This is a genomic window from Vibrio sp. 10N.247.311.13, from assembly GCF_041467595.1.
In the GTDB taxonomy this organism is placed as follows: domain Bacteria; phylum Pseudomonadota; class Gammaproteobacteria; order Enterobacterales; family Vibrionaceae; genus Vibrio; species Vibrio crassostreae_C.
The window spans coordinates 62,936-86,524 of sequence record NZ_JBFSUX010000002.1; the positions used below are offsets into that span (position 1 = coordinate 62,936).

At 44.1% G+C, this 23,589-nt stretch carries 21 protein-coding genes; 13 read left to right on the forward strand and 8 right to left on the reverse strand.

The window, feature by feature from the left end:
- Position 1 precedes the first annotated feature (1 nt).
- Together AB6E52_RS01365 and AB6E52_RS01370 are read right to left on the reverse strand one after the other, a co-directional pair.
- Positions 2–622 (reverse strand): DMSO/selenate family reductase complex B subunit, encoded by a 621-nt coding sequence (locus AB6E52_RS01365; protein WP_102320480.1) that lies wholly within the window; start codon positions 620–622, stop codon positions 2–4.
- Between the two features lie 11 nt (positions 623–633).
- Positions 634–3,072 (reverse strand): DmsA/YnfE/YnfF family dimethyl sulfoxide reductase, encoded by a 2,439-nt coding sequence (locus AB6E52_RS01370; protein ID WP_017060996.1) that lies wholly within the window; start codon positions 3,070–3,072, stop codon positions 634–636.
- Between the two features lie 198 nt (positions 3,073–3,270).
- Here AB6E52_RS01370 and AB6E52_RS01375 point away from each other — a divergent pair, with 198 nt between their 5' ends.
- Both AB6E52_RS01375 and napF read left to right on the forward strand, forming a co-directional pair.
- Positions 3,271–3,837 carry a molecular chaperone gene (locus AB6E52_RS01375; RefSeq protein WP_017060995.1) on the forward strand — a complete coding sequence of 189 codons (567 nt, stop codon included), beginning with the start codon at positions 3,271–3,273 and terminating at the stop codon, positions 3,835–3,837.
- Positions 3,837–4,352, forward strand: a complete 516-nt coding sequence (napF, locus tag AB6E52_RS01380) for a ferredoxin-type protein NapF (RefSeq protein WP_017060994.1) — start codon at positions 3,837–3,839, stop codon at positions 4,350–4,352. The genes AB6E52_RS01375 and napF overlap by 1 nt, the downstream gene beginning before the upstream one ends.
- Positions 4,353–4,524: 172 nt before the next feature.
- Here napF and yfaE read toward each other — a convergent pair whose 3' ends face one another.
- The 4 genes from yfaE to ubiG all read right to left on the reverse strand — a co-directional run bounded on the left by yfaE (position 4,525) and on the right by ubiG (position 9,574).
- A complete protein-coding gene (gene yfaE / locus AB6E52_RS01385) occupies positions 4,525–4,803 on the reverse strand; it encodes a class I ribonucleotide reductase maintenance protein YfaE (protein ID WP_010438115.1) in 279 nt (92 codons plus the stop codon).
- The gene (gene nrdB / locus AB6E52_RS01390; protein WP_017063554.1) at positions 4,803–5,936 is read right to left on the reverse strand and encodes a class Ia ribonucleoside-diphosphate reductase subunit beta; all 1,134 of its coding nucleotides are present in this window, start codon (positions 5,934–5,936) and stop codon (positions 4,803–4,805) included. The genes yfaE and nrdB overlap by 1 nt, the downstream gene beginning before the upstream one ends.
- A 103-nt stretch (positions 5,937–6,039) precedes the next feature.
- A complete protein-coding gene (gene nrdA / locus AB6E52_RS01395; protein WP_017060992.1) occupies positions 6,040–8,322 on the reverse strand; it encodes a class 1a ribonucleoside-diphosphate reductase subunit alpha in 2,283 nt (760 codons plus the stop codon).
- 508 nt (positions 8,323–8,830) lie between these two features.
- The gene (ubiG, locus tag AB6E52_RS01400) at positions 8,831–9,574 is read right to left on the reverse strand and encodes a bifunctional 2-polyprenyl-6-hydroxyphenol methylase/3-demethylubiquinol 3-O-methyltransferase UbiG (RefSeq protein ID WP_017060991.1); all 744 of its coding nucleotides are present in this window, start codon (positions 9,572–9,574) and stop codon (positions 8,831–8,833) included.
- A 258-nt stretch (positions 9,575–9,832) separates the two neighbouring features.
- On the opposite strand from ubiG, the gene gyrA reads away from it, so the two are divergent.
- Both gyrA and AB6E52_RS01410 read left to right on the forward strand, forming a co-directional pair.
- Positions 9,833–12,475 (forward strand): DNA topoisomerase (ATP-hydrolyzing) subunit A, encoded by a 2,643-nt coding sequence (gene gyrA, locus AB6E52_RS01405; protein ID WP_017072500.1) that lies wholly within the window; start codon positions 9,833–9,835, stop codon positions 12,473–12,475.
- A gap of 169 nt (positions 12,476–12,644) precedes the next feature.
- Positions 12,645–13,274, forward strand: coding sequence for a tetratricopeptide repeat protein (locus AB6E52_RS01410; RefSeq protein ID WP_017066842.1), 630 nt, complete (start codon positions 12,645–12,647; stop codon positions 13,272–13,274).
- A 25-nt stretch (positions 13,275–13,299) separates the two neighbouring features.
- Here the strand turns inward: AB6E52_RS01410 and AB6E52_RS01415 are convergent, their stop codons facing one another.
- Together AB6E52_RS01415 and nrfA are read right to left on the reverse strand one after the other, a co-directional pair.
- Positions 13,300–13,644 (reverse strand): rhodanese-like domain-containing protein, encoded by a 345-nt coding sequence (locus AB6E52_RS01415; protein WP_017063559.1) that lies wholly within the window; start codon positions 13,642–13,644, stop codon positions 13,300–13,302.
- A gap of 125 nt (positions 13,645–13,769) precedes the next feature.
- Complete coding sequence (nrfA, locus tag AB6E52_RS01420) at positions 13,770–15,200, reverse strand: ammonia-forming nitrite reductase cytochrome c552 subunit (protein ID WP_198594318.1); 1,431 nt, start codon at positions 15,198–15,200, stop codon at positions 13,770–13,772.
- Positions 15,201–15,681: 481 nt separating this feature from the next.
- On the opposite strand from nrfA, the gene nrfB reads away from it, so the two are divergent.
- The 9 genes from nrfB to AB6E52_RS01465 all read left to right on the forward strand — a co-directional run bounded on the left by nrfB (position 15,682) and on the right by AB6E52_RS01465 (position 23,537).
- Positions 15,682–16,266 (forward strand): cytochrome c nitrite reductase pentaheme subunit, encoded by a 585-nt coding sequence (gene nrfB, locus AB6E52_RS01425; RefSeq protein WP_019822323.1) that lies wholly within the window; start codon positions 15,682–15,684, stop codon positions 16,264–16,266.
- A gap of 3 nt (positions 16,267–16,269) precedes the next feature.
- Positions 16,270–16,956 (forward strand): cytochrome c nitrite reductase Fe-S protein, encoded by a 687-nt coding sequence (gene nrfC, locus AB6E52_RS01430; RefSeq protein ID WP_048613593.1) that lies wholly within the window; start codon positions 16,270–16,272, stop codon positions 16,954–16,956.
- A gap of 2 nt (positions 16,957–16,958) precedes the next feature.
- Positions 16,959–17,933 carry a cytochrome c nitrite reductase subunit NrfD gene (nrfD, locus tag AB6E52_RS01435; RefSeq protein ID WP_102320482.1) on the forward strand — a complete coding sequence of 325 codons (975 nt, stop codon included), beginning with the start codon at positions 16,959–16,961 and terminating at the stop codon, positions 17,931–17,933.
- A gap of 167 nt (positions 17,934–18,100) precedes the next feature.
- Positions 18,101–20,017 (forward strand): heme lyase CcmF/NrfE family subunit, encoded by a 1,917-nt coding sequence (locus AB6E52_RS01440; RefSeq protein ID WP_017066838.1) that lies wholly within the window; start codon positions 18,101–18,103, stop codon positions 20,015–20,017.
- Positions 19,998–20,552 (forward strand): DsbE family thiol:disulfide interchange protein, encoded by a 555-nt coding sequence (locus tag AB6E52_RS01445; protein ID WP_102320483.1) that lies wholly within the window; start codon positions 19,998–20,000, stop codon positions 20,550–20,552. The genes AB6E52_RS01440 and AB6E52_RS01445 overlap by 20 nt, the downstream gene beginning before the upstream one ends.
- Positions 20,549–20,989, forward strand: coding sequence for a heme lyase NrfEFG subunit NrfF (nrfF, locus tag AB6E52_RS01450; protein ID WP_102320484.1), 441 nt, complete (start codon positions 20,549–20,551; stop codon positions 20,987–20,989). The genes AB6E52_RS01445 and nrfF overlap by 4 nt, the downstream gene beginning before the upstream one ends.
- Positions 20,990–21,078: 89 nt before the next feature.
- Positions 21,079–21,255 carry a hypothetical protein gene (locus AB6E52_RS01455; protein ID WP_017063565.1) on the forward strand — a complete coding sequence of 59 codons (177 nt, stop codon included), beginning with the start codon at positions 21,079–21,081 and terminating at the stop codon, positions 21,253–21,255.
- A gap of 249 nt (positions 21,256–21,504) precedes the next feature.
- Positions 21,505–22,101, forward strand: coding sequence for a GTP cyclohydrolase II (ribA, locus tag AB6E52_RS01460; RefSeq protein WP_009848836.1), 597 nt, complete (start codon positions 21,505–21,507; stop codon positions 22,099–22,101).
- A 176-nt stretch (positions 22,102–22,277) separates the two neighbouring features.
- A complete protein-coding gene (locus tag AB6E52_RS01465; RefSeq protein WP_017063566.1) occupies positions 22,278–23,537 on the forward strand; it encodes an imelysin family protein in 1,260 nt (419 codons plus the stop codon).
- Positions 23,538–23,589: the final 52 nt, after the last annotated feature.

Consider the following 23,589-nt stretch of genomic DNA (forward strand, 5'->3'; position numbering starts at 1 on the left):
CTTACACCTCCTTCGGGTTTGCTAGGTGACCGCTGGTATCGCCAGTCGGCTTCGCGTTTTTGTTCAGCTTAATCACGATGTTTGGTAGCGTTTCTGTTGAAGATGGCAGTGGAGCCACATCCGCACCAGAGCCGTACTTCTCGCGAAGTGTATTGATTTCACCAAACTCCAATGCACGAAGTGGGCAAGACTCAACACAGATAGGCTGTTTGCCTTCAGAAACACGTTGGTAACAACCATCGCATTTCGTCATATGACCTTTCTTAGCATTGTATTGTGGTGCGCCGTAAGGACACGCATTGCTACAGTGCTGACAACCAATACATACGCTCTCATCAACCACAACCAAACCGTCTTCATCACGTTTGTGCATTGCGCCCGAAGGACACACTTTCACACACGCTGGGTTAGTACAGTGGTTACAAGCGATAGATAGGTAGTAAGAAAAGACATCTTTCTGAACCCAGGTATCACCATCTTGAGTGAAGTCACCACCGGCATATTCGTATACGCGACGGTAGTTCGTTTTGATGTCTAGATCGTTATAATCTTTACAAGCAAGCTGACAGGTTTTACAACCCGTGCATTTACTTGAATCAATGTAAAAGCCGTATTGTTTCATTCCAACCTACCTTATGCTTTCTTTAGCGCTTTGATTTGAACTAGGTTTGTATGCTGAGGGTTACCCTTAGCAAGTGGGCTCGGGCGCTGAGTCGTCAGCACGTTGATAGAGCCTGCATGGTCGATCTTCTGACCATCTGGTGCGTACCATGCACCTTCGCCTAGTGCGACAACTCGAGGAAGAATCCTAGGTGTCACTTTCGCTGGAATATGTACTTCGCCACGGTCGTTGAAAATACTCACCATGTCGCCGCTTTCAATACCACGTTCTTTTGCATCGATTGGGTTGATCCACAACTCTTGCGGTGCTGCTGCTTTGATTTCTGCAACGTTGCCGTAAGTCGAGTGAGTACGAGCCTTGTAGTGGAAACCGGTTAGCTGAAGTGGGTACTTCTCTGCTAGTGGGTCGTTATGACCTTCGAAAGAGTCCGCGTAAATCGGAAGTGGGTGAATCACTTCGTCTTCTTTCAGCTTCCAAGTCTTCGCGATATCAGCCAGTTGCTCTGAGTAGATCTCGATCTTGCCACTTGGTGTGGTCAGTGGGTTCGCTTCAGGATCTTTACGGAAATCTTCATAAGCGATGTAGTGGTGGTCGTAGCTACGTTTGTAGATACCCAGCTCTTTCATCTCTTCGAAGGTTGGCAGTGTTGGATCGTTCTTACGAGTTTCTGCGTAAAGGTGCTCAATCCATTGCTCTTGAGTACGGCCTTCGGTGAACTCTTTTTCTACGCCCATTCGTTTCGCAAGCTGAGTACACATCTCGTAGATAGATTTTGCTTCAAACTGAGGCTCAATCGCTTTCTGCGCGTAGATGAAGTAAGGCATGTTCGCCGCTTTACCGTCCATACACCAGTCGTCTTGCTCAGACGTTGTTAAGTCTGGCAGGATGATATCGGCGTACTTCGCTGAAGACGTCATATGGTTATCAACCACGACAATCATTTCACACGCACTTTCATCTTGAAGAATCGCGTGAGTCTTGTTGATGTCTGAGTGTTGGTTAATGATGCAGTTACCTGCGTAGTTCCAGATCATCTTGATTGGGTTCTTAAGGCGCTCTGCACCGCGAACACCATCAGTGATGTCGGTCATTTCATGGTGACGGTAAATCGCGTCTGTCCACATGAACATTGAAATAGACGTTTCAACTGGGTTTGGCACAGTAGGGAAGCGCACAAATGGAATGTTGATGTCGCTTTCACGAGCGCCTGTTGAACCGCCTGATACGCCCACAGAACCAGTGAGCAGTGACAGCATCGCGATTGCACGACACGCTAGTTCACCGTTCGCAGTGCGTTGTAAGCCCCAACCTTGGTGAATCGCACATGGTTTCGCTGTGCCCATTTCACGGCCAAGCTTAACGATGGTGTCAACTGGAATCCCCGTGATCTTAGAAGCCCATTCTGGTGTCTTCTCTACGCCATCTTCACCTAAACCTAGGATGTAAGATTTGTAGTCGCTGTTTTTAGGCGCTGATGCAGGAAGGGTCTTCTCATCGTAACCGACACAGTATTTGTCTAGGAACGGTTGGTCGACAAGGTCTTCAGTGATCATCACGTGTGCAAGACCCGCTACCAATGCCGCATCTGTAGAAGGACGAATTGGGATCCATTGATCTTCACGGCCACCGGCAGTATCGGTGTAGCGAGGGTCGATGATGATCGTTCTTGCGTTTGATTTGTTTTTGCTTTCAACGTAGTGGTGGATCTGGCCGCCACCAGACATACGCGTCTCAGCAGGGTTGTTACCAAACTGAATATTAAGTTTAGTGTTCTCTAAATCAGAGAAAGAGTTGTTGTTTGCCCAACCGCCGTAGGTGTAGCTCAAGCCTTTCGTGATTTGCGCTGTTGAGTAGTCACCGTAATGGTTTAAGTAACCACCACTTAGGTTCATTAGACGAGCAATCAGCGTTTGAGCTGGTGGCCAAGATTTAGTAACCGTGCCGCCCAGCGTACCTGTACCGTAGTTTAGGTAGATAGTGTCGTTACCGTAGTCTTTGATAAGGCGTTGCATGGTGCCAGCGACTTCATCATAAGCCTCTTCCCAGCTAATACGCTTAAACTTACCTTCACCACGTTTACCCACACGTTTCATTGGGTACTTTAGGCGATCTGGGTTATAAACACGGCGGCGCATCGAGCGACCACGTAGACACGCACGAACTTGGTGATGACCGTATTCGTCAGTGCCTGTGTTGTCTGTTTCTACGTATTTGATTTCACCGTTTTGTACATGCATACGCAGTGGGCAGCGAGAGCCACAGTTTACTGTACATGCACTCCATACGATTTTCTCATCCACATTTTCAGCAACTGCAGCCGCTACTGGTTTGGATTTGAAAGGTAATGCAATACCGCCCGCAAGTGCAGCTGCACTACCTACTGCAGAGGAAGCTTTCATGAAGCCTCTTCGAGTAAGATTCATTACCCCAGATTCTTTCTTATTCGTCATTCTAAGATGCCTTTTGCTATTGATAGCTAGCACTTTATAGGTAGTTTGTTCTTTATGTATTTATTTCGAATTATTGATTGATTGGCATCAAATAAGTGTGGAATTTAAAGTTTATGAATTGAATGTATAAAATAGATCAAAGAATGAAATGAGTTAATTAATATAATTATCTTTAAACCTATAACGGTATAAATAATAATGATTATCGATACGCATAAATTGTTGGGTTCGCTATTTTATCAAGCGACAAGTAAAGAACAGTTAATCACCATTGTCGAAGCTTTGGTTGAGAGCGAAGTACTCTCTGAAGAATGCTTGCAGGCATTAAGAAGCGAAGACGAAGATGCGCTCGCAGCAGAGTTCAGCCGCCTGTTTGAAGGCGTTGGAGACATGCCAGCTCCGCCTTGGGGTTCTGTGTACCTAGATAAAGACCGCGTTGTGTTTGGTGCTTCTACGGTTGAGTATCGCCAGTTTTTAGAATTGAATCAGATTGAATTAGACACTGGGTTAAGAGAGCCGGAAGATCAATTTGGTTTAATGTTATTCGCTCATGCGTATTTGTTAGAAAATAATAATATTAATTCAGCCGGTGAATTACTTGAGGGTCACTTATTAACTTGGTCTTCTGTTTATTTAGAAAAACTAAATAAAGCATCAGAGTTATCTTTTTATAAAAAGCTATCGGTTGATGTAATAGATTGGTTTAAGTACTTAATATCTGAATATAATTTAAACGTTGCTACTAAAAAGTTATATATCGACTAATGTCTGAACAAATAAATTCAAATAGACGCGGTTTCTTAACTCGACTTTCTAAACCGGTTAAAGCAGCCGCGAATTATGAAGAGATATCACAGCGCTTGCATGCAAGACCGCCAAGAGCGGTCGATGAGGTGCTGTTTGAGCGTCTTTGCGACGGTTGTGGATTGTGTGAACAATCGTGTCCAAATAGCGTTATTGAGATGCTAGAGGGCAGTGCGCTGCTGAATTTGGATTACAACAGTTGTTCTATGTGTAACAAATGCACTGAAGTGTGTCCGACCGGCGCACTTCATCCAACGGTCACGCCTTATATCGACCTCAAGCCGAGCTTTGCGGATAGCTGCAATAATTACATGCAAATGGACTGTTCAGCATGCCAAACGGCGTGTTCAGCTGGTGCAATACACATCGAAGTAGGAGAGTTGCCTACAGTGGACAAAGATAAGTGTAACGGCTGTGGAGAGTGCCGAAGCGCTTGTTATATTGGCTCTGTGACTCTTAACCTGACTCAGCAATAAACGTTTGGCTTTGTATGACACAAGCCAACAGGAAGATTTGGTTGAGTGATAGACGAGTCGCTTTAGATACCTAAAGACATAAATAGAAAAGGGTCCGCATTCCTAAAGGAAGCGGACCCTTTTTTGATTCTTATTGACGATATTCGAACAAAGTGACCTAAAGCCAGCTGGCTTATGCGCGTTTTTGCTTGTTTCTATGAATAACGTTACTCAGCGATAGCTCAGTCTTTGCTTTACAGATACAAGGCAATATCTCATTACCTTGCGTGTAAGCCATAGCAAAACCAACGTACTCGACCTCACCAGAATCCAACGTGCAGCGGCAAGCGCCACAGTGACCATCTCGGCAGTTGTATTCTGGCTCTAACCCAGCTTGTTCCATTGTTTCCAACAGAGTGTTTGAAGGGTTAGATTCAATTGAAGTCAGTTTGTTGATTTTGATTGTTGGCATTACAGCTCAAATCCTTCAAAGTCGTCAGCTTTTACTTCGTTGTCGATTTGGCCAACTAGGTAAGAACTGATTTCTGCTTCTTGTGGAGCAACTTGAACGTTATCTGAAGACAACCAAGCGTTGATCCATGGAATTGGGTTCGACGTTGCTGCTGGGTAAGCCGTACCTAGGCCAACAGCCTGCATACGGATGTTGGTAATGTACTCAACGTATTGGCAAAGAATGTCTTTGTTCAGACCAATCATAGAGCCATCTTTGAATAGGTATTCTGCCCACTCTTTCTCTTGCTCAGCCGCTTCTTTGAATAGGTCGAAACACTCTTGCTTACACTCTTCAGCGATCTGCATGAATTCAAAATCATCTTGACCATTGCGTAGCAAGTTGATCATGTGCTGTGTACCAGTAAGGTGAAGGGCTTCATCACGAGCGATTAGCTTGATGATCTTCGCGTTACCTTCCATTAGCTCACGCTCAGCGAATGCAAATGAACATGCGAAACTTACGTAGAAACGAATCGCTTCTAGTGCGTTTACAGACATTAGACATAGGTAAAGTTTCTTCTTCAGGTCGTGAAGTGAAATCTTGACGTCTTCGCCGTTGATGCTGTGGTTGCCTTCACCGTAGCGGTGGTAGTCAGCCGTTAGCTTGATTAGGTCGTCGTAGTAGAAAGCGATGTCTTTAGCACGCTTCAGAATCTCTTCATTTTCAACGATGTCGTCGAATACTACGCCTGGATCATTCACGATGTTACGGATGATGTGCGTGTAAGAACGAGAGTGAATCGTTTCAGAGAAAGACCAAGTTTCAATCCAAGTTTCAACTTCTGGTAGAGATACCAATGGAAGTAGGGCAACGTTAGGGCTGCGGCCTTGGATTGAATCTAGAAGCGTTTGGTACTTCAAGTTAGAGATGAAGATGTGCTTTTCATGCTCAGGAAGCTTGTTGTAGTCGATACGGTCGCTAGACACGTCTACTTCTTCTGGACGCCAGAAGAAAGAAAGCTGCTTCTCGATAAGCTTTTCGAAGATTTCGAATTTTTGTTGGTCGTAACGTGCAACGTTTACCGACTGACCCAAGAACATTGGTTCTTTTAGTTGGTCATTTTTTTGCTGAGAAAAAGTACTGTAAGCCATAAATGCCTCAAATCCTTTAAAGACCCGTAATAAAACGGACCCTGTTAATGCTTTAAACCCAGAGAAGATAACTCTTCTCTGGGGTCTTAATGTTTATTGCGGTTTAGATCTTACAACCGCCGCCTTCACAATCTTCTTCCGGCACTTGAACTGCATCGCCTTGGTCGTCTTTAGCACCATCACGAGTGTTATGGTAGTAAAGCGTCTTAACACCGTACTTGTACGCTGTTAGTAGGTCTTGAAGCAGCTTCTTCATTGGTACTTTACCGCTGTCGTAAACACTTGGGTCATAGTTAGTGTTTGCAGAGATAGCTTGGTCAACGAATTTTTGCATGATACCCACTAGGTGTAGGTAACCGTCGTTAGAACCAATGTTCCAAAGTAGCTCGTAGTTCTCTTTAAGATTTAGGAAATCTGGAACCACTTGCTTAAGGATGCCGTCTTTCGATGCTTTCACTGATACGTAACCACGTGGTGGCTCGATACCGTTAGTCGCGTTCGAGATTTGAGACGATGTCTCAGAAGGCATAAGCGCTGTTAGCGTAGAGTTACGCAGACCGTGCTCCATGATCTCTTCACGTAGAGAATCCCAATCGTAGTGCAGTGGCTCTTCACATACTAAGTCGATATCTTTTTTGTAAGTATCGATTGGCAGTAGGCCTTTCGCGTAGTTGGTCTCGTGGAAAGATGGGCAACGGCCTTGCTCTTTCGCTAGTTCAACAGATGCTTTTAGCAAGTGGTATTGAATTGCTTCAAAAGTACGGTGAGTCAGGCCATTCGCGCTGCCATCAGAGTACTTAACACCATTCTTCGCTAGGTAGTATGCGTAGTTGATTACACCTACACCTAAAGTACGACGGTTCATTGTCGACTTGTATGCAGCTGGAAGCGGGTAGTCTTGGTAATCAAGCAGTGCATCTAGAGCACGAACAACCAGCTCAGAAAGCTCTGCTAGGTCGTCCAGTTCATTGATTGCGCCAAGGTTGAATGCTGAAAGCGTACATAGTGCAATTTCGCCTTCGTCATCTTCTACGTTAGAAAGTGGCTTAGTAGGAAGCGCGATTTCTAGACATAGGTTCGATTGACGAACAGGTGCTACTTCAGAATCAAACGGGCTGTGTGTATTACAGTGGTCAACGTTCTGAATGTAGATACGACCAGTAGAAGCACGCTCTTGCATTAGCAGAGAGAAAAGCTCAACGGCTTTAACCGTTTCACGCTTCACTGAAGGATCGTTTTCGTACTTAACGTATAGCTCTTCAAAACGGTCTTGGTTTTCGAAGAACGCATCGTAAAGGCCAGGTACGTCTGAAGGTGAGAACAGGCTGATGTTGCCACCCTGAACTAGGCGAGAGTACATAAGCTTGTTCAGCTGTACGCCGTAATCCATGTGACGAACTCGGTTCTCTTCAACGCCGCGGTTGTTTTTCAGTACTAATAGAGACTGAACTTCACCGTGCCATAGTGGGTAGAATACCGTTGCTGCACCGCCACGAACACCACCTTGAGAACAACATTTTACTGCTGTTTGGAAGTATTTGTAGAAAGGGATACAGCCTGTGTGGAACGCTTCACCATTACGGATTTCAGAACCAAGCGCACGGATACGACCTGCGTTGATACCAATACCAGCACGTTGAGATACGTAACGAACAATTGAGCTTGCTGTCGCGTTGATTGAATCAAGGCTGTCACCACACTCGATCAGTACACAAGAACTGAATTGACGAGTAGGCGTACGTACACCAGACATGATCGGTGTAGGTAGAGAAATCTTAAACGTAGACGATGCGTCGTAAAAACGTTTGATGTAGTCAAGACGAGTCGATTTCGGGTATTTAGCGAATAGACACGCAGCAACTAAAATGTAAAGGAACTGAGCACTCTCGTAGATTTCTTTCGTTACACGGTTTTGCACGAAGTATTTACCTTCGAGCTGCTTAACCGCTGCGTAAGAGAAGTCTAAGTCACGTTTGTGGTCGATGTACTCGTCAAGCTCTTCGAATTCAGCTTTCGTGTAATCTTCCATAAGGTGGCTATCGTATTTACCCATATCAACCAGTTTTGCAACGTGGTCATACAGTGCAGGCGGCTCGTATTCGCCGTACGCTTTTTTACGTAGGTGGAATACAGACAGACGTGCTGCTAGATATTGGTAATCAGGAGTCTCTTCAGAGATTAAATCCGCTGCTGACTTGATGATAGTTTCATGAATGTCAGTAGTGGTGATGCCATCGTAAAACTGAATGTGAGCTTTCAATTCTACTTGTGATACAGAAACATTGTGCAAGCCTTCAGCTGCCCATGTAATCACGCGATGGATCTTCTCTAGATCGATCGTTTCTTTGCGCCCGTTACGCTTGGTAACAGTAAGTTGTTGGTTCATTCTGCTTAATTTCCCTAACAAAACTGAACAAGGCCGTGTTTTTGTGTATTTCTGTGTAATTTTTGTAAATTACGTTTCGGCTTTGTGATCTTGGTCTACCCATACATTGTAGTTCAAACACAACATATAGGGGTCATTTGTTTGTTGGGTTACAAGATAGTGCTACAACTGATATTTTTCAAGGTAAAGAAATGGGGTTGCTTGTGGATAAGTGGTGGATTGAAAAAAAACTGTAAGTGACCACTAACTGATGAGGTTATATGTGACTTGATTGTATAAAAGTCGCCTTTTAATGATGCTTTATTTTTGCACGCCCATAAAAAAAAATTCCTTGATCTTTGGCCAAAATGGGCGATTGATTTTAGGCGATTAAATTTAAATCGAGGTGGTCAAAATGGAAGCTAGCGCACGAAATTTAGACTGAAAAAAGTCGCAAAGTTATGGTAATTGCAACTCTTTTCATTCGTCTTTTTTACAAAAGGTTTTACGGTAGGGCTACCGATATTTTTTAGCCAAAGTTTTGCGTGTGGACGATGTAGTTTACGTCTACATTTGTGCCTAAACGATAAGTGTCCGTAAGAGGATTGTAGTGCAGCCCTGTAATCCCTAGTTCTTGCAGCGGAGTGTTATCGACCATCTTGATAAGTTCAGCAGGGCGAATGAACTTCTCGTGTTCATGAGTGCCTTCTGGAACGATCCTCAATAGCTTCTCTGCACCAACAATCGCAAACAAGTAAGATTTGAAATTACGGTTTAATGTAGAAAAGAACACGTGGCCGCCCGGTTTCACCAATTTCGAACAGGCAGTGATAACAGATTGTGGGTCAGGAACGTGTTCAAGCATTTCCATGCACGTTACCACATCGTACGTCTGTGGGTTCTGTTCTGCGTGGTCTTCGATAGTGCTCTGGATGTAATCGAGCTTGGTGCCCGTTTCTAATGCGTGAAGGCGCGCGACTTCTAGCGGTTCTTTACCCATGTCTAGGCCTGTCACTATCGCACCTTCAACCGCCATGCTTTCTGCAAGAATACCGCCGCCGCAGCCAACATCGAGGACTTTCTTACCAAATAGGCCTTCAGTCTTCTCTAATACGTAATTTAGTCGCAGTGGGTTGATTTGATGTAGTGGCTTAAATTCGCCTTCTAGATCCCACCAGCGTGACGCCATGTCTTCGAATTTCTTGATTTCTGCTGGGTCTACGTTCTGTGATTTAGTCATAATCGGCATTTCCAAGTTAAATAATGCATCCATGAAATTGCAGGCATTATAACTTGCCTTTTCGCGCTGACCAGAAGATCTACAATTTTGCTAGTTTATTGGATGTAAAGTGACCATGTTTCAGCAAGATATGATGCGGAGGTGCAATTTCTCATCAATTGATTGGCTACAAGGGTCACAAGATGGTAAAAGGAGAGGGAAAGTGATGCCTCCGTAGGTAAATTTGTGTTATATTTTTCGGTCTTATACGTATTCAAAAATACGATCTGACTATAGAGGGAAAATGGCTCTATGAGCGATCTAGCGAAAGAGATCACGCCCGTAAATATTGAAGATGAGCTTAGAGGTTCATACCTAGACTACGCGATGTCCGTCATCGTTGGTCGTGCCCTTCCAGATGTGCGTGATGGCCTAAAACCTGTACACCGCCGCGTTTTGTTCGCGATGAATGTACTAGGTAATGATTGGAACAAACCATATAAAAAGTCTGCTCGTGTAGTAGGTGATGTAATCGGTAAATACCACCCACATGGTGATAGTGCTGTATACGATACTATTGTTCGTATGGCGCAACCGTTCTCACTGCGTTACATGCTAGTTGATGGCCAAGGTAACTTTGGTTCTATCGATGGCGACTCCGCGGCTGCAATGCGTTATACCGAAGTTCGTATGGCGAAAATTGCTCACGAGCTCCTGGCTGACCTTGATAAGGAAACTGTGGATTACGTACCGAACTACGATGGTACAGAACAAATTCCAGCAGTACTTCCTACAAAAATTCCTAACCTATTGGTAAACGGTGCTTCTGGTATCGCAGTAGGTATGGCTACCAACATCCCACCACATAACCTTGGTGAAGTTGTTGATGGCTGTTTAGCATTTATCAATAATGAAGATATCACTATTGATGAGCTAATGGACTATATCCCTGGTCCTGACTTCCCAACAGCAGCACTTATCAGTGGTCGTAAAGGCATCGTAGATGCTTACAAGACTGGCCGCGGTAAGGTTTACATGCGTTCAAAAGCGGATATCGAAGTAGAGAAGAATGGTAAAGAAACCATTATCGTTACTGAGATCCCTTACCAAGTAAACAAAGCTCGTTTGATCGAGAAGATTGCTGAACTGGTTAAAGATAAGAAAGTAGAAGGCATCAGTGCACTGCGTGACGAGTCTGATAAAGACGGTATGCGTATTGTTATTGAATGTAAGCGTGATGCAGTAGGCGAAGTGGTTCTTAACAACCTATACGCTCAAACTCAACTGCAAACGACTTTCGGTATCAACATGGTTGCGTTGAATAACGGTCAACCACAGTTGTTCAACATCAAAGACATGCTTAAGTGCTTCGTAGACCACCGTCGCGAAGTTGTGACTCGTCGTACTATCTTCGAATTGAAGAAAGCACGCGACCGTGCACACATCCTTGAAGCATTGTCTCTAGCACTTGCTAACATTGATGAAATCATTGAACTGATCAAGAGCGCGCCAACACCAGCAGAAGCTAAAGTTGGTTTAGTGTCTCGTGGTTGGGATCTTGGTAACGTTGCTTCAATGCTTGAGCGTGCAGGTACTGACGCAGCTCGTCCTGATTGGTTAGAAGACCAATACGGCATCCGCGATGGTCAATACTTCCTAACGGAAACACAAGCACAAGCAATTCTAGAACTTCGTCTTCACCGCCTAACAGGCCTTGAGCACGAGAAGATTCTAGACGAGTACAAAGCCCTTCTAGAAGAAATCGCTGAGCTAATGCACATTCTTGCAAGCACTGAGCGTTTGATGGAAGTTATCCGTGAAGAACTTGAAGCAGTACGTGAAATCTATGGCGACGAGCGTCGTACAGAAATCACAGCGGCAGTTCATGACATCGACATGGAAGAGCTGATTGCTCAAGAAGACGTTGTAGTAACGCTTTCTAACGCAGGTTACGTTAAGTACCAAATCCTAAGCGACTACGAAGCTCAGCGTCGTGGTGGTAAAGGTAAGAGTGCAACTAAGATGAAAGATGAGGATTACATTGAGCGTCTGCTTGTTGCTAATACTCACGATAACATCCTATGTTTCTCTACTCGTGGTAAGACATACCGTCTGAAAGTTTACCAACTGCCATTAGCAAGTCGTACTGCTCGTGGTAAGCCTATCGTTAACATTCTTCCTCTAGAAGAAGGTGAGCGTATCACGGCTATCCTGCCTGTTTCTGAGTTCTCTAACGAGAAATTCATCTTCATGGCAACGGGTGACGGTACTGTTAAGAAGACATCACTGGATCAGTTCGCAAACGTACGTGCTAACGGCCTAATTGCAGTTAACCTACGTGACGATGATTCACTGATTGGCGTTGACATCACTAACGGTGATAGCGACATCATGCTGTTCTCTAAATCGGGCAAAGTTGTTCGCTTTAACGAGGACAAAGTACGTGCAATGGGCCGTACTGCCTCTGGTGTTCGTGGTATGAAGCTTCCAGAAGACGATCAAGTAGTATCGTTGATTGTTCCTTCTAACGAAGGCGATATCCTAACTGTGACTCAAAACGGTTACGGTAAGCGTACTGAACTAGCTGAATACCCAACGAAAGGCCGTGCAACGCAAGGTGTGGTTTCTATCAAAGTCTCTGAACGTAATGGCCCAGTTGTTGGCGCTGTTCAAGTTGAAGAAGGCGACGAAATGATGATGATCACCGACGCAGGTACGCTAGTACGTACTCGCGTTGCGGAAGTGAGCCAAGTTGGTCGTAACACTCAAGGTGTAACACTGATTCGTACTTCTGACGACGAGAACGTTGTAGGTCTACAACGTATCGACGAAGTAGAAGAAGCTGAGGTTGTTGAAGGCGAAGCTGAAGTAGCAAACGCTGAAGCAGCAGTCGTTTCTGAATCAAGTGAAGAGCAAGCATCAGACGCTTCTGATAGCGAGCAAGACACTGAGTAATCTTTCACTTCTATAAATAGAAGTTGAGACAAAAAGCCGAGCCATTGTGCTCGGTTTTTTATTACCTAGAATTTGGCTGTGACTTGTTTAAAAGCCAATAGCTAAACCTCGATCAATATTGTTTTAGTGAGAAAAAGGTACAGTAAAGCGTCAATGAAAGGAGAATGGAATGGATATCTGGTTACTGATTGCTTTGCTGCTAATGAGCCTATTTCTAGTGGCAATCGTGATCGCATCAAACAGAAAAACCAGTCATCTTAAAGGCAACCTCCTTATTTCATGTGTGGCGATATTAGCCAGCATTCTGGTTTGGTCTCAGATGAAACAAGAAGCCCCTCAACTTACTTCAAGTGACGACAGCAGCTATACAGCAACAGATTTCCAAAATGAACTTCAGCAGAGCCTGGAGCAAGACCCTAATCAATCAGACCTTTGGTTTAAGCTTGGTGGTGTTTATATGCAGAAAGGGGAGTTTGATGCTGCATTTACCTGTTACGACTATGCGATTCGTTTAGACCCACAGGCGCCTTCAGGGCTTTATGCAGCTAAAGCGAGCGCCTTGTATTACCTAAGTTCACAGGCGATGAGTGATGATGTGAAAGTGCTCTTAAATCAATCCATGGAGCTTGATCCCAACGATCGTACGGCATTGATGTTGATAGCGACCGATCACTTCATCAGTATGCGCTACCAACAAGCGATCGATGCTTGGACTCAAATTCTCGATTCTAACCAGAAAGGCATTGATCGTGTCTCTATCATCCATTCGATCAACCAAGCTAAGCAAATGATCCGTTAAACGGGCACTATCTGTAATTTCGAGATTATTTGCTTTCTTGCATCTCAATTAAACCGCCAGCGTTGTGGATCTGTGTAAACCCTTGAGCTTTCAAATACTGGTAAGCTTGTCCTGAGCGGTTACCACTGCGGCAATACAAAACGATAGGTTGAGCTTTGTCTATGCTGGCAAAGTGCGTAGCGACTTCAGAAAGAGGGTAGTTAATCGCATTGTCCAGATGACCTTGCTTGAACTCTCCTGGTGTCCTGACATCAACGACCAGCGCACCTTCCTCAATCATTTCCCACCCTGTTTCTGCTCGTTCTGAGGCGTGAAGTCCTGAACTTGTTAATGCGATGCATAATGCCGAAAGCGAAAGTAAGTGCTTCATTCTTTGTTCCTTGAATTAGCTAAAAGGTAATGTGAAATTGGGACGGTTGAGTGCGCCCAAATCTAAAAAACCAGCCACACCTTTACAGTGTGACTGGTTTTATCTTATTGGTCTATTTGAAGGAACTAGTATTCGTAGTTAGCTTCACGCTTTTCAGCTTGCTCTTCCCACTTAGGAACCACGGTGTCTAAGAAGTGTTGCTTCTCAGCATTCATCTTATCCATGTCCATTCCTAGCGCTTTCTGAGCGGCTTCTTTGGTTGAGATATCTGGAATCTCGATTGGATCGGTAATGCCTTTCTTCGCCAGTAGACGAACAATCTTAGTTCGCGCGTCTGCTGCGCGGTCAACCGCCGTTCCAAGAACCTCTAGGGCTACTTCAGGCGCGTGCATGTGAACACCATGAGATGCGATAGCGTAGTCCCAACGCCATTGCGCATGACGAATATCTTGTAAGATAGGTGCCATCTCTTGTTCTGTTGCGCCTGCTTCCCATGCTGCGCCTGCTTCAAAGTGAGCGGCTACGATTTGTTTCTCAGCGGTCAGCTTCATGTTTAGTACTTGAGCTTTGCGGCTTGAAACGATGTTACGCATGGTCTCTTTAGATTGAGTATGGCAGTTAGCACAAGTGTCTTCGAAGCGGTCAAACGGGTTACCTACTTTATGGTCGGTGTAAACGGTACCGTCTTCTTTCGTCACTTTAGGCATGTGGCAGTCAACACAAGCGACGTTGTTCTTACCGTGAATACCTTCACGCCAAGTTTCGTAACCTGGGTGCTGAGCCTTTAGCATTGGTGCTTTAGAGACTTTATGTGTCCAATCTTTAAAACCAATCTGATCGTAGTACTCTTCCATCTGTTCAACACGCGTCCCTTTATCCCAAGGGAATTTCACACCTTTTGTTGGACCCGTGAAGTAGTATTCCACGTGACACTGAGCACACACAGAGGCTTGCTGATCAAAGCGACCTTGCTCTTCGAAGTTCTTCCCAATCGCATCGAACGCACGTTCAACATAAGGACGAGTGATCTTTAGTGCAGGTTCGCCATTTTTAAAGCCTTCACTTTGAGTATCGTGACAGTCGGCACAACCAATTGGATTGACTATCTCGCTGCCAAGACGAGCCCATTTACCTTCAAAGTAGCCGTCTTCACCACGCTCTTCAATAACGCGTGCTACGTCTGGGCTTTTACAGCTCCAGCACGCCATTGGCATTGGGCCTGAATTTTCGTCGGTTGGTCCGCCAGTACGCAGGGTTTGTCTTACATCATCAACCGCATAAAAGTGGCCGCGGGCTTTGTTGTAGTCTTTTGCGAACCCGTAGCCAGCCCACATGATAACCATGTTGGGATCTTCTTTTAGTGCGTCTTCAATGGTTTCGCTTTCTGAAGTTTGTCTCCATGAATGATATTGATCTGGGTGGTTTTGCTCGAACTGATCGTTACGAGGATCGCCAATTTCTTTTTGTTCAGACGCAGCAAAACTGGTCGCGCTTGCTAATGACGCGCTAACCATTAATAGTGCTGTGACCGAATTACGTATCCAATGCTTTTTCACAGTGATATCTCCAATATACTGATTTTTATACCAAGCGTTGTGAGTTTGCTATTCAAATTAAGAACTGGAGAATTCCTGTTTATATTAATTCATAAACAAACACATTTTGTTACGTGTTGGATATAGATTGTCCCAGATCAATTAATGGCAGTGACCTTAGTCACGTTGAAGTTTATATAACCCTAAAGTGGTATTGGTGGTTAGTTTAATTAGAATTTAACTGAGAATTATTATCATATATAACAATCAATTACCTAAATTGACCATGATATAAGTAGGGTGATTGCGTTCACAGATTAACCTATCGAAATTTCGTATTACCCAATTAGAGGTATATTCTAACTATAGAAAGCGTTGTGGCTTATCCAAAATAAGAATTGATATCATTTAAACGGTAATAATATCGTTTAAGGGTACTTTTGTTTAACCGGAATATTATTTAGTTGAGAGTTAAATAATGCCGGTATAAGGAAAGGATAAAATGGGCAATATTAAATTGGCCATAGTCATAATGCTTAAATCCCTTCTAGCATTCTGCCTCTATGGTTATTCCATTCATGCTGTTGCTGAGCCTGCTGTTACGCCAGTAGGGGAATCAACAAGACATGAAGTCGAATTAATCCGTGACAAAGACTACAAGTGTGTTCAGTGCCATAAAGATTCAAAAGAAACGGTATTGGGTTCACATGGTGAAAGTGCACACGCTTTGCTTGGCCGTGAAGTAAATTGTACCGACTGTCATAGTTCTATTAGCCCCGACCACCGCGAAGGCGCGCCTAAAGTGGTGAAGTATCGTGAGGCTCAATCACAACCAGGTACCGACAAGGTTTACCTAGATCCTAGCTTAATTTTAGATGCCAATAGCCAGTGTATCGATTGTCACAAGCCTGATGATCTGCGCGAAGCGAGCTGGACCCACGACGTTCATGCGCAAAACTTAACGTGTTCAAACTGCCATGATGTTCATGCGACAGAAGCAAAGGTGTTGGGCTTAGATAAGAAGCAAACCATCAAGCTGTGTGTGGATTGCCATTCAGACTTCAACCAGAAGAAAGAAGGGGAGTAATCTATGAGCTGCTCAAGAAGAAACTTTTTAGCTGGCGCGGGTGCCGTTATTTTTACTACAGGTGTTGCGGGAACCGCAGCGGTGACAAGTCGTAAAACGTTGGCCAATGTTCAAGAGGATGGGGCTAAACGTTATGGAATGATTCATGACGAAACCGCGTGTATTGGTTGCACAGCTTGTACAGAAGCTTGTCGTGAAGTGAACAAAGTGCCTGAAGGCGTATCGCGCTTAGAGATTATTAAGAGCGAACCCCAAGGCGAATATCCCAATGTTGATTACCGTTTTACTCGTAACTCTTGCCAACATTGTGATAACGCGCCCTGCGTGATGGTTTGCCCAACAGGGGCGGCCTACAAAGATGAAAAAACCGGCATTGTCGATGTTCATCAAGAGAAGTGTGTTGGTTGTGGTTATTGCTTATTAGCTTGTCCGTATCAAGTGCGCTTTTTCCATCCAGAGAACAAATCCGCAGATAAATGTAACTTCTGCCGTGATACCAATCTTGCACAAGGGAAGTTACCGGCTTGTGTCGAATCTTGCCCGACCAATGCGTTAGTATTTGGCGATCTAAATGACCCTAAGAGTGAGATAAATCAGGTGCTTAAATCTGAGGTGGTTTACAGAGATAAGGCTTATCTCGGTACTCAGCCAAAACTCTATAAAGTGCCACACCAAAAAGGGGAGATCTGATTATGAGTGCATGGGATACAGCGTTTCAATCAGGTACCGTGGTATGGGACTGGATTATAGCTATCTATCTATTTCTCGCGGGGATGTCGGCGGGTGCCGTAATGATCTCCATTTACCTAAAACGTAAGGTCATTGAAGGCGATCCTGCTCATAATGGTGTGTTAAAGGCGACCGCTTTTCTTGCGCCATTTGGGATCATTTCAGGCCTACTGATCTTGGTTTTCCACCTGACAAAACCGTTATCTTTTTGGAAGATCATGATCTTCTATAATCCGACGTCTGTGATGTCGATGGGTGTGATCTTATTCCAAGTGTATATGGTGATCTTATTTCTTTGGATCGGCATTATATTTAGAGATCAAATCGTCGTATTTTTAAATGACCAAACATGGTTAAAAGGACGACTCGATTTCGTCAGTAACTGGATTGGCAAATTAGAAGTGTTTGAGAATGCTTTGGAAATATTCTTAGCTGTGCTTGCGCTATTACTTGCGGCTTACACTGGCTTCTTACTCTCTGCGCTAAATACCTTCCCAATGCTGAATAACCCAGTGTTGCCGATATTGTTCTTATTCTCGAGTTTATCCTCGGGAGCGGCGGCATGTATTTTATTTGGTGTGTTGGTCTTTAAGGAGTCTCCGCATAGTGCGAGTATTTCTTGGATCCACGGCTTCGAACGTCCTGTTGTTATGTTTGAACTGTTTGTCCTTGTTACTTTCTTCACTGGGTTGATATTTGCTGGTGGTCAAAGTGAGCAGGCAGTATGGAACGCGATTGGCGGTGGTTTCTGGGCAAGTTGGTTCTGGTATGGCGTAATTGGTGTGGGTATGGTTTTACCCTTGTTGCTTAACGCCGTGACACCAGCATCGGTTCGCCATAGTACTGTGTATATTTTCTCTGTTACTTCATTGAGTCTGATGGGCGTATTAATGCTAAGAACGTTTGTCCTTTATGCAGGACAATTAACGTTAGCTTAATTTCGCTCAAGGTTATAAGTGAGTGGATGTTGGATACTAAACATCTGCTCACTAAATTTCTTTTCGCTGAGTAGCAATAGCTAGTTGAGTTACATCAGCTAGTTGAGCAATCAATGCCAATAATGGTTTAACTTGGTTCTGCTTAGGTAGAGCCTGATTGAGGTGATATGGTCGGTTCTTTGGGGCTGTTTAGTTTAATTTTGGTCGCTGTTCTCAGCAGCATTATCGCTGTGTATTCGATGTATCAAATGCTAACTAAACAAGCACAAAATGTGGCTTTAATTCGCAGTTTCTCCCTCTCTAGCGCTTTGTTTTCCATTGGCGCTATCGTTTTACTTGGCTATGCCTTTGTAGGTGACGACTTTTCCATCCTCTATGTTGCAGAACACTCCAATACTCAATTACCCACCTTCTTCAAAATGGCCGCTGTGTGGGCTGGACATGAAGGCTCATTGCTATTTTGGGTCTTAACCATTAGCTGTTGGTCGGGTGTGATTGCCCTACAAAAGCAATATTCTTCTGAGTATCAGAGCCGCGTATTGTGGGTGATGAATGTGTTACTCGCGATATTTGCATGGTTTACCTTATTTGCTTCGAACCCATTTGAACTGAATTCGACCTTGCCACTTGAAGGGCGTGACCTTAACCCAATGCTGCAAGACGTTGGTTTGATATTCCATCCGCCTCTGTTGTATTTGGGTTATGTTGGTTTCTCTGTGGTCTTGGCATTTGCTGTGGCCGCTTTGCTGGTGGATCCGATTGAGTTCGATTGGGTCGCTCATTGTCGCAGTTGTTGTTTGGTCGCTTGGATCTTTTTAACCGCAGGGATCATTCTTGGTTCTTGGTGGGCATACTACGAGTTAGGGTGGGGTGGTTGGTGGTTCTGGGACCCGGTAGAAAATGCCAGCCTATTACCTTGGCTAACATCAACCGCTCTATTGCACAGTTTGGGTGTTGCTAAAGGCAAGCAACAGTTGCTGAAGTGGTCACTTAGCCTTGCTTTCATTACGTTTTGTTTAAGTATCCTCGGTACTTTTATTGTTCGATCTGGCGTCCTCACTTCCGTTCATGCTTTTGCTGTTGACCCAACCAAAGGTATCGCGCTGTTGCTGATACTGGTTTTGGTGTTAGTGAGTTCGTTTTCTCTTCTTATTGTTCGTGGTGAATCTTTCGAGTCGAATCCAATCACTAGCTTTGCGAGTAAAAGTTTTTTGAGTTTAGTGGCGGTACTTATATTTGTACTGGGTACGGCGGTGGTGGTGTTTGGTACCTTCTACCCAATGGTTTTTGAATTACTTGGCCTTGGAAATATCTCTGTGGGCGCACCTTACTTTAATCTTCTTATTGCGCCATTGGCTCTGCTTGCGATGGGAGTGATAGGGTTAGCGCCATTGCTCAGTATCAAACCTCAAGCGTCGAAAGGTGTGATTGGAATTATTGCCTTATTGTCTCTCTGTCTTGGCTTTGTAACTTATGTTTTGCAAGTTGAAGCGATCCAAGTGATGGTGCTAATGACATGGTCACTTGCGTTTTGGGTAGCCCTGACTCATGTTTACGGCTTAGCGGTAACGCGCAACTCTAAGTTTCAACGCAAAGTATGGGTGATGACGTTGGCGCATGTGGGTGTCGCAGTATTAGCGATAGGTGCCGCGATGAACAGTTACCATTCATTTGAGCGAAGTTACAAATTGAGCCCAGGTGAAGAGGTTGAGTTTATGGGCTGGACGCTCTCTCATCGTGATACCGAGCTCTATGTCGCCTCCAACTTTACTGCAGAAAAAGCGATACTCGAATTAGATGCTAGCGAGCAAAGCTTTTCCATCGCGCCAGAAAGAAGACACTACCAAGTTCGTGTTATGAACATGAGTGAGCCTGCAATGAAGTGGTTCTGGCATGGCGATGTTTATATCACCATGGGCGAGAAAGTCGATTCCACCGCTTACGCATTTCGTGTTCAGTATAAGGCGTATGCGCGCTGGATCTGGTTTGGTGGGCTGTTCTCCATTATCGGCGCTTTGCTCTCATTGACTCATCGTAAAAAGAAAACCGTTAAGGCGTCACAGTATGCATACCAGCGTTCGTAACAAGCTAATTACTCTAATTGCCTTAGCATTGATTGTGGTGCTGGTATTTGTCTTTGCGCTTGATAATAAGCAGCAGTCGACCATGGTGTCTGAACAACAAAGGGCATTTCCAGAATTTACATCGACTGCGTTAGTGAATAGTGAAGGCGTCAATGGTCAGCAGAAAATTACGCTTACTGATGTCACGCAGCACCCTTATCAACTGGTTAATGTATGGGCATCTTGGTGCGGGATATGTAAAACCGAACATTCATTTTTGCTTCAACTTCACGATAAAGGCATTCCCATCGTTGGGCTTAATTATCGAGATAACTCTGGGGCTGCGATTAACGTGTTATCGAACGATGGCAACCCGTACTCAACCGTGATCAGTGACCCTCAAGGCAAGTTAGCATTAGAGTTGGGCGTAATCGGCACACCTGAAACGTATTTGGTTGATGCCAATGGCCAGATCATTAAAAAGCTATTGGGCGTGATTAATGAAATGGTATGGAAAGATGAGCTTGCGATGTATTTTGATGGTGTGAATGGATGATGAAGTCTCTAGTACAAACCTTGTTTATGCTGTCAGCTCTTTTAGTGATTAGCCTTTCAACCATGGCTGAAGATCTGTTTACTGCCAGTAATAAAGAGACGAGTATTCAAGTTGAACTGTTTGAGTTTGAAAACCCAGAACAACAGCAACGTGCTATTAGCTTGGCGAAAACGTTACGCTGCCCACAATGTCAAAACCAAAATCTGATTGAATCCAACTCACCAATAGCAAAAGACTTACGCTTTGTTGTGTTCAATATGGTGAAAGCAGGGAAGAGTAATAATGAGATTACTCGATATATGACGGAAAGATATGGTGAATTTGTACTGTATAAGCCGGCGATGAAGGTTTCAAATCTATTACTTTGGTTGCTACCGAGCCTATTATTTCTCTTATTTATATATTTATCAGTAAAAAGTGTTAGGAAGAGCTCATAAAAATTGTGTATTACTGTTTACCAATTGACCTGTATTTTGTAACATTGACCGATTATAAAGGCTAAGCACTGCTATATAAGGATGTATCTGTGGATAACGTAATCTCAAATTTAAAGAAAGAGTTCCATACTCATGTCCGATCTGATAAATGGGCAGAAAAATACAGTGCAAAGTCGAGCATTTCTACGCTTACTCAAGAAGAGTTAACCGAATTAGAGAACGCTTGGGTTCAGCTTGTCATCTGGAAGCAAACTCAAGTAAGTTGATCGTTCTGTAAAAAATCGTAGTCTTAGCCGCAACTGATTAATTTATAACCCCATGTTGGTCATCCCAATGTGGGGTTTTTTCTTATGTGAAAAATAATTGTTATATTATAACAATTTGTACGAGGTCGACCTTGAAAAAAATTGTTAACAGCCTCATAGTGTCTATCATTAGATAGTTAGCTACAAAATATTGCCTAGACATATAATGTAGTGTTGTTAAATACATCGAATTTTCAAGTGAGTATAGCTATGGCGGAAGTGCGTGCCAGAATAGATTTCAAAGTAGGGGTAACAAGCAGTATAGATGCTGAACTTCTGTCTTTTCATGGATTGAAAACAGATAAAGAGCATGTTGCTGTGATATTTAAATCAGCAGACAAGACACAAGACATACCTCTTGTTCGTATGCACTCTGAGTGCCTGACTGGTGATGTTTTCCATTCTTCTCGCTGTGACTGTGGCGAGCAGTTAGACGAAACCATTAGAATTATGGGTGAGACGGGTGGGGTGATTCTTTACTTACGCCAAGAAGGTCGTGGTATTGGCTTGTACAACAAAATCGATGCGTACCGTCTGCAAAGCGAAGGCATGAACACCTATGAAGCCAACAACCACCTAGGTTTTGGCGATGACCTACGCGATTTTACTGAAGCTGCTGAAATGCTACGCGCCTTAGGTACTACAAAAATCCGCTTAGTCACCAACAACCCTAAGAAGATCAATGAGCTAAAATCTTTTGGTATTGAGATTGAAGAAGTGGTGAATACCTCTGCTCATATCAAATCGGGTAATGAAAGCTACCTGAAGGCAAAAGTCTCACACGGTAAGCATAATCTGGATATCTGATTAGCCTCTTTGTTACGCTTAACATAAAAATGTTTAAAGACCTCACATATGTGAGGTTTTTTTGTATTTATCTTGCAATAAAATTGTAAGTTTGTATTATTTCAATCCGTAGTGCAAATGATAATGGTTTGCACTATTACTACGGATAATAATTTAAAGCTCAACAAGGATGCTTCATGACCATTAAATCTTTAGTGACAAAAGCCGTAACTTCGTCACTCATTTTTGCCTCTGCTTCTTCTTTCGCAGCAGTAACTCAAGATCAAGTTGTAGAACATTACGCAGATATTGCGCATGCAGTGTTTGCAGATTCAGTAATTACAGCAAAAGCGTTGAACTCTTCTATTGATACCTTCTTAGCTTCTCCTTCTGCTGGCAACTTCGAACAAGTAAAACAAGCTTGGCTTGAGTCTCGCGTACCATACCAACAGTCAGAAGTTTTCCGCTTCGGCAACGCTGTTGTTGATGATTGGGAAGGCCAACTGAACGCATGGCCACTTGATGAAGGCCTGATTGATTATGTTTCGACTGATTACCAATATGAACTTGGTAACGAAGGCGCTAGCGCAAACATCGTGGCTAACAAGACTTTCCAAATTGGTCAGACTACCGTTGATGCAACCAACATCACCCCTGAGCTAATCGCAGACTTGAACGAGATCGGTGGTTCTGAAGCGAACGTAGCGTCTGGCTACCACGCAATTGAATTCCTACTTTGGGGCCAAGATTTAAACGGTACAAACAGCGGTGCAGGTGAGCGTGCTTACACTGATTTCGTTGTTGGCGCTGAGTGTACTAACGGCAACTGTGACCGTCGTGGCGCATACCTAAAAGCATCTGCTGAGCTACTTATCCAAGACCTAGAATGGATGGAAAAGCAGTGGGCTGAAGGCGAGAAAGGCAACTACCGTCAAGAGCTTCTTTCAGAATCTAGCGAGAATGGTCTTCGTAAAATGCTGTTTGGCATGGGGTCACTGTCTCTAGGTGAGCTAGCGGGTGAGCGTATGAAGGTTGCACTAGAAGCAAACTCTACTGAAGACGAGCACGATTGTTTCTCTGATAACACGCACAACTCTCACTACTACAACGAGCAAGGCATCTACAACGTTTACACGGGTCTATACAAGCGTGAAGACGGTACTCTGCTTTCCGGCCCAAGCTTGTTCGACCTAGTAGAGCAAAAAGATGAGCAAGCTGCGAAAGAGATTCAAAAGCAGTTTGACCTAGCACGTGCACAAGTAGGCGAATTAGTAACGTCTGCAGAGAAAAACAACCAGCACTTCGATCAGCTAATCGCTGCTGACAACGCTGCGGGTAATGCACTAGTAAACAAAACAATTGTTGCGCTAGTGTCTCAAACAGCGGCTATTGAGCGTGCTGCGGGTGTGATTGGCATTGATAGCCTAAACCCAGACACAGCGGATCACGAGTTCTAAGAACCCGAGCCGACACAAATGTAAGGGCTCTGATTGAGCCCTTAATTGTTTG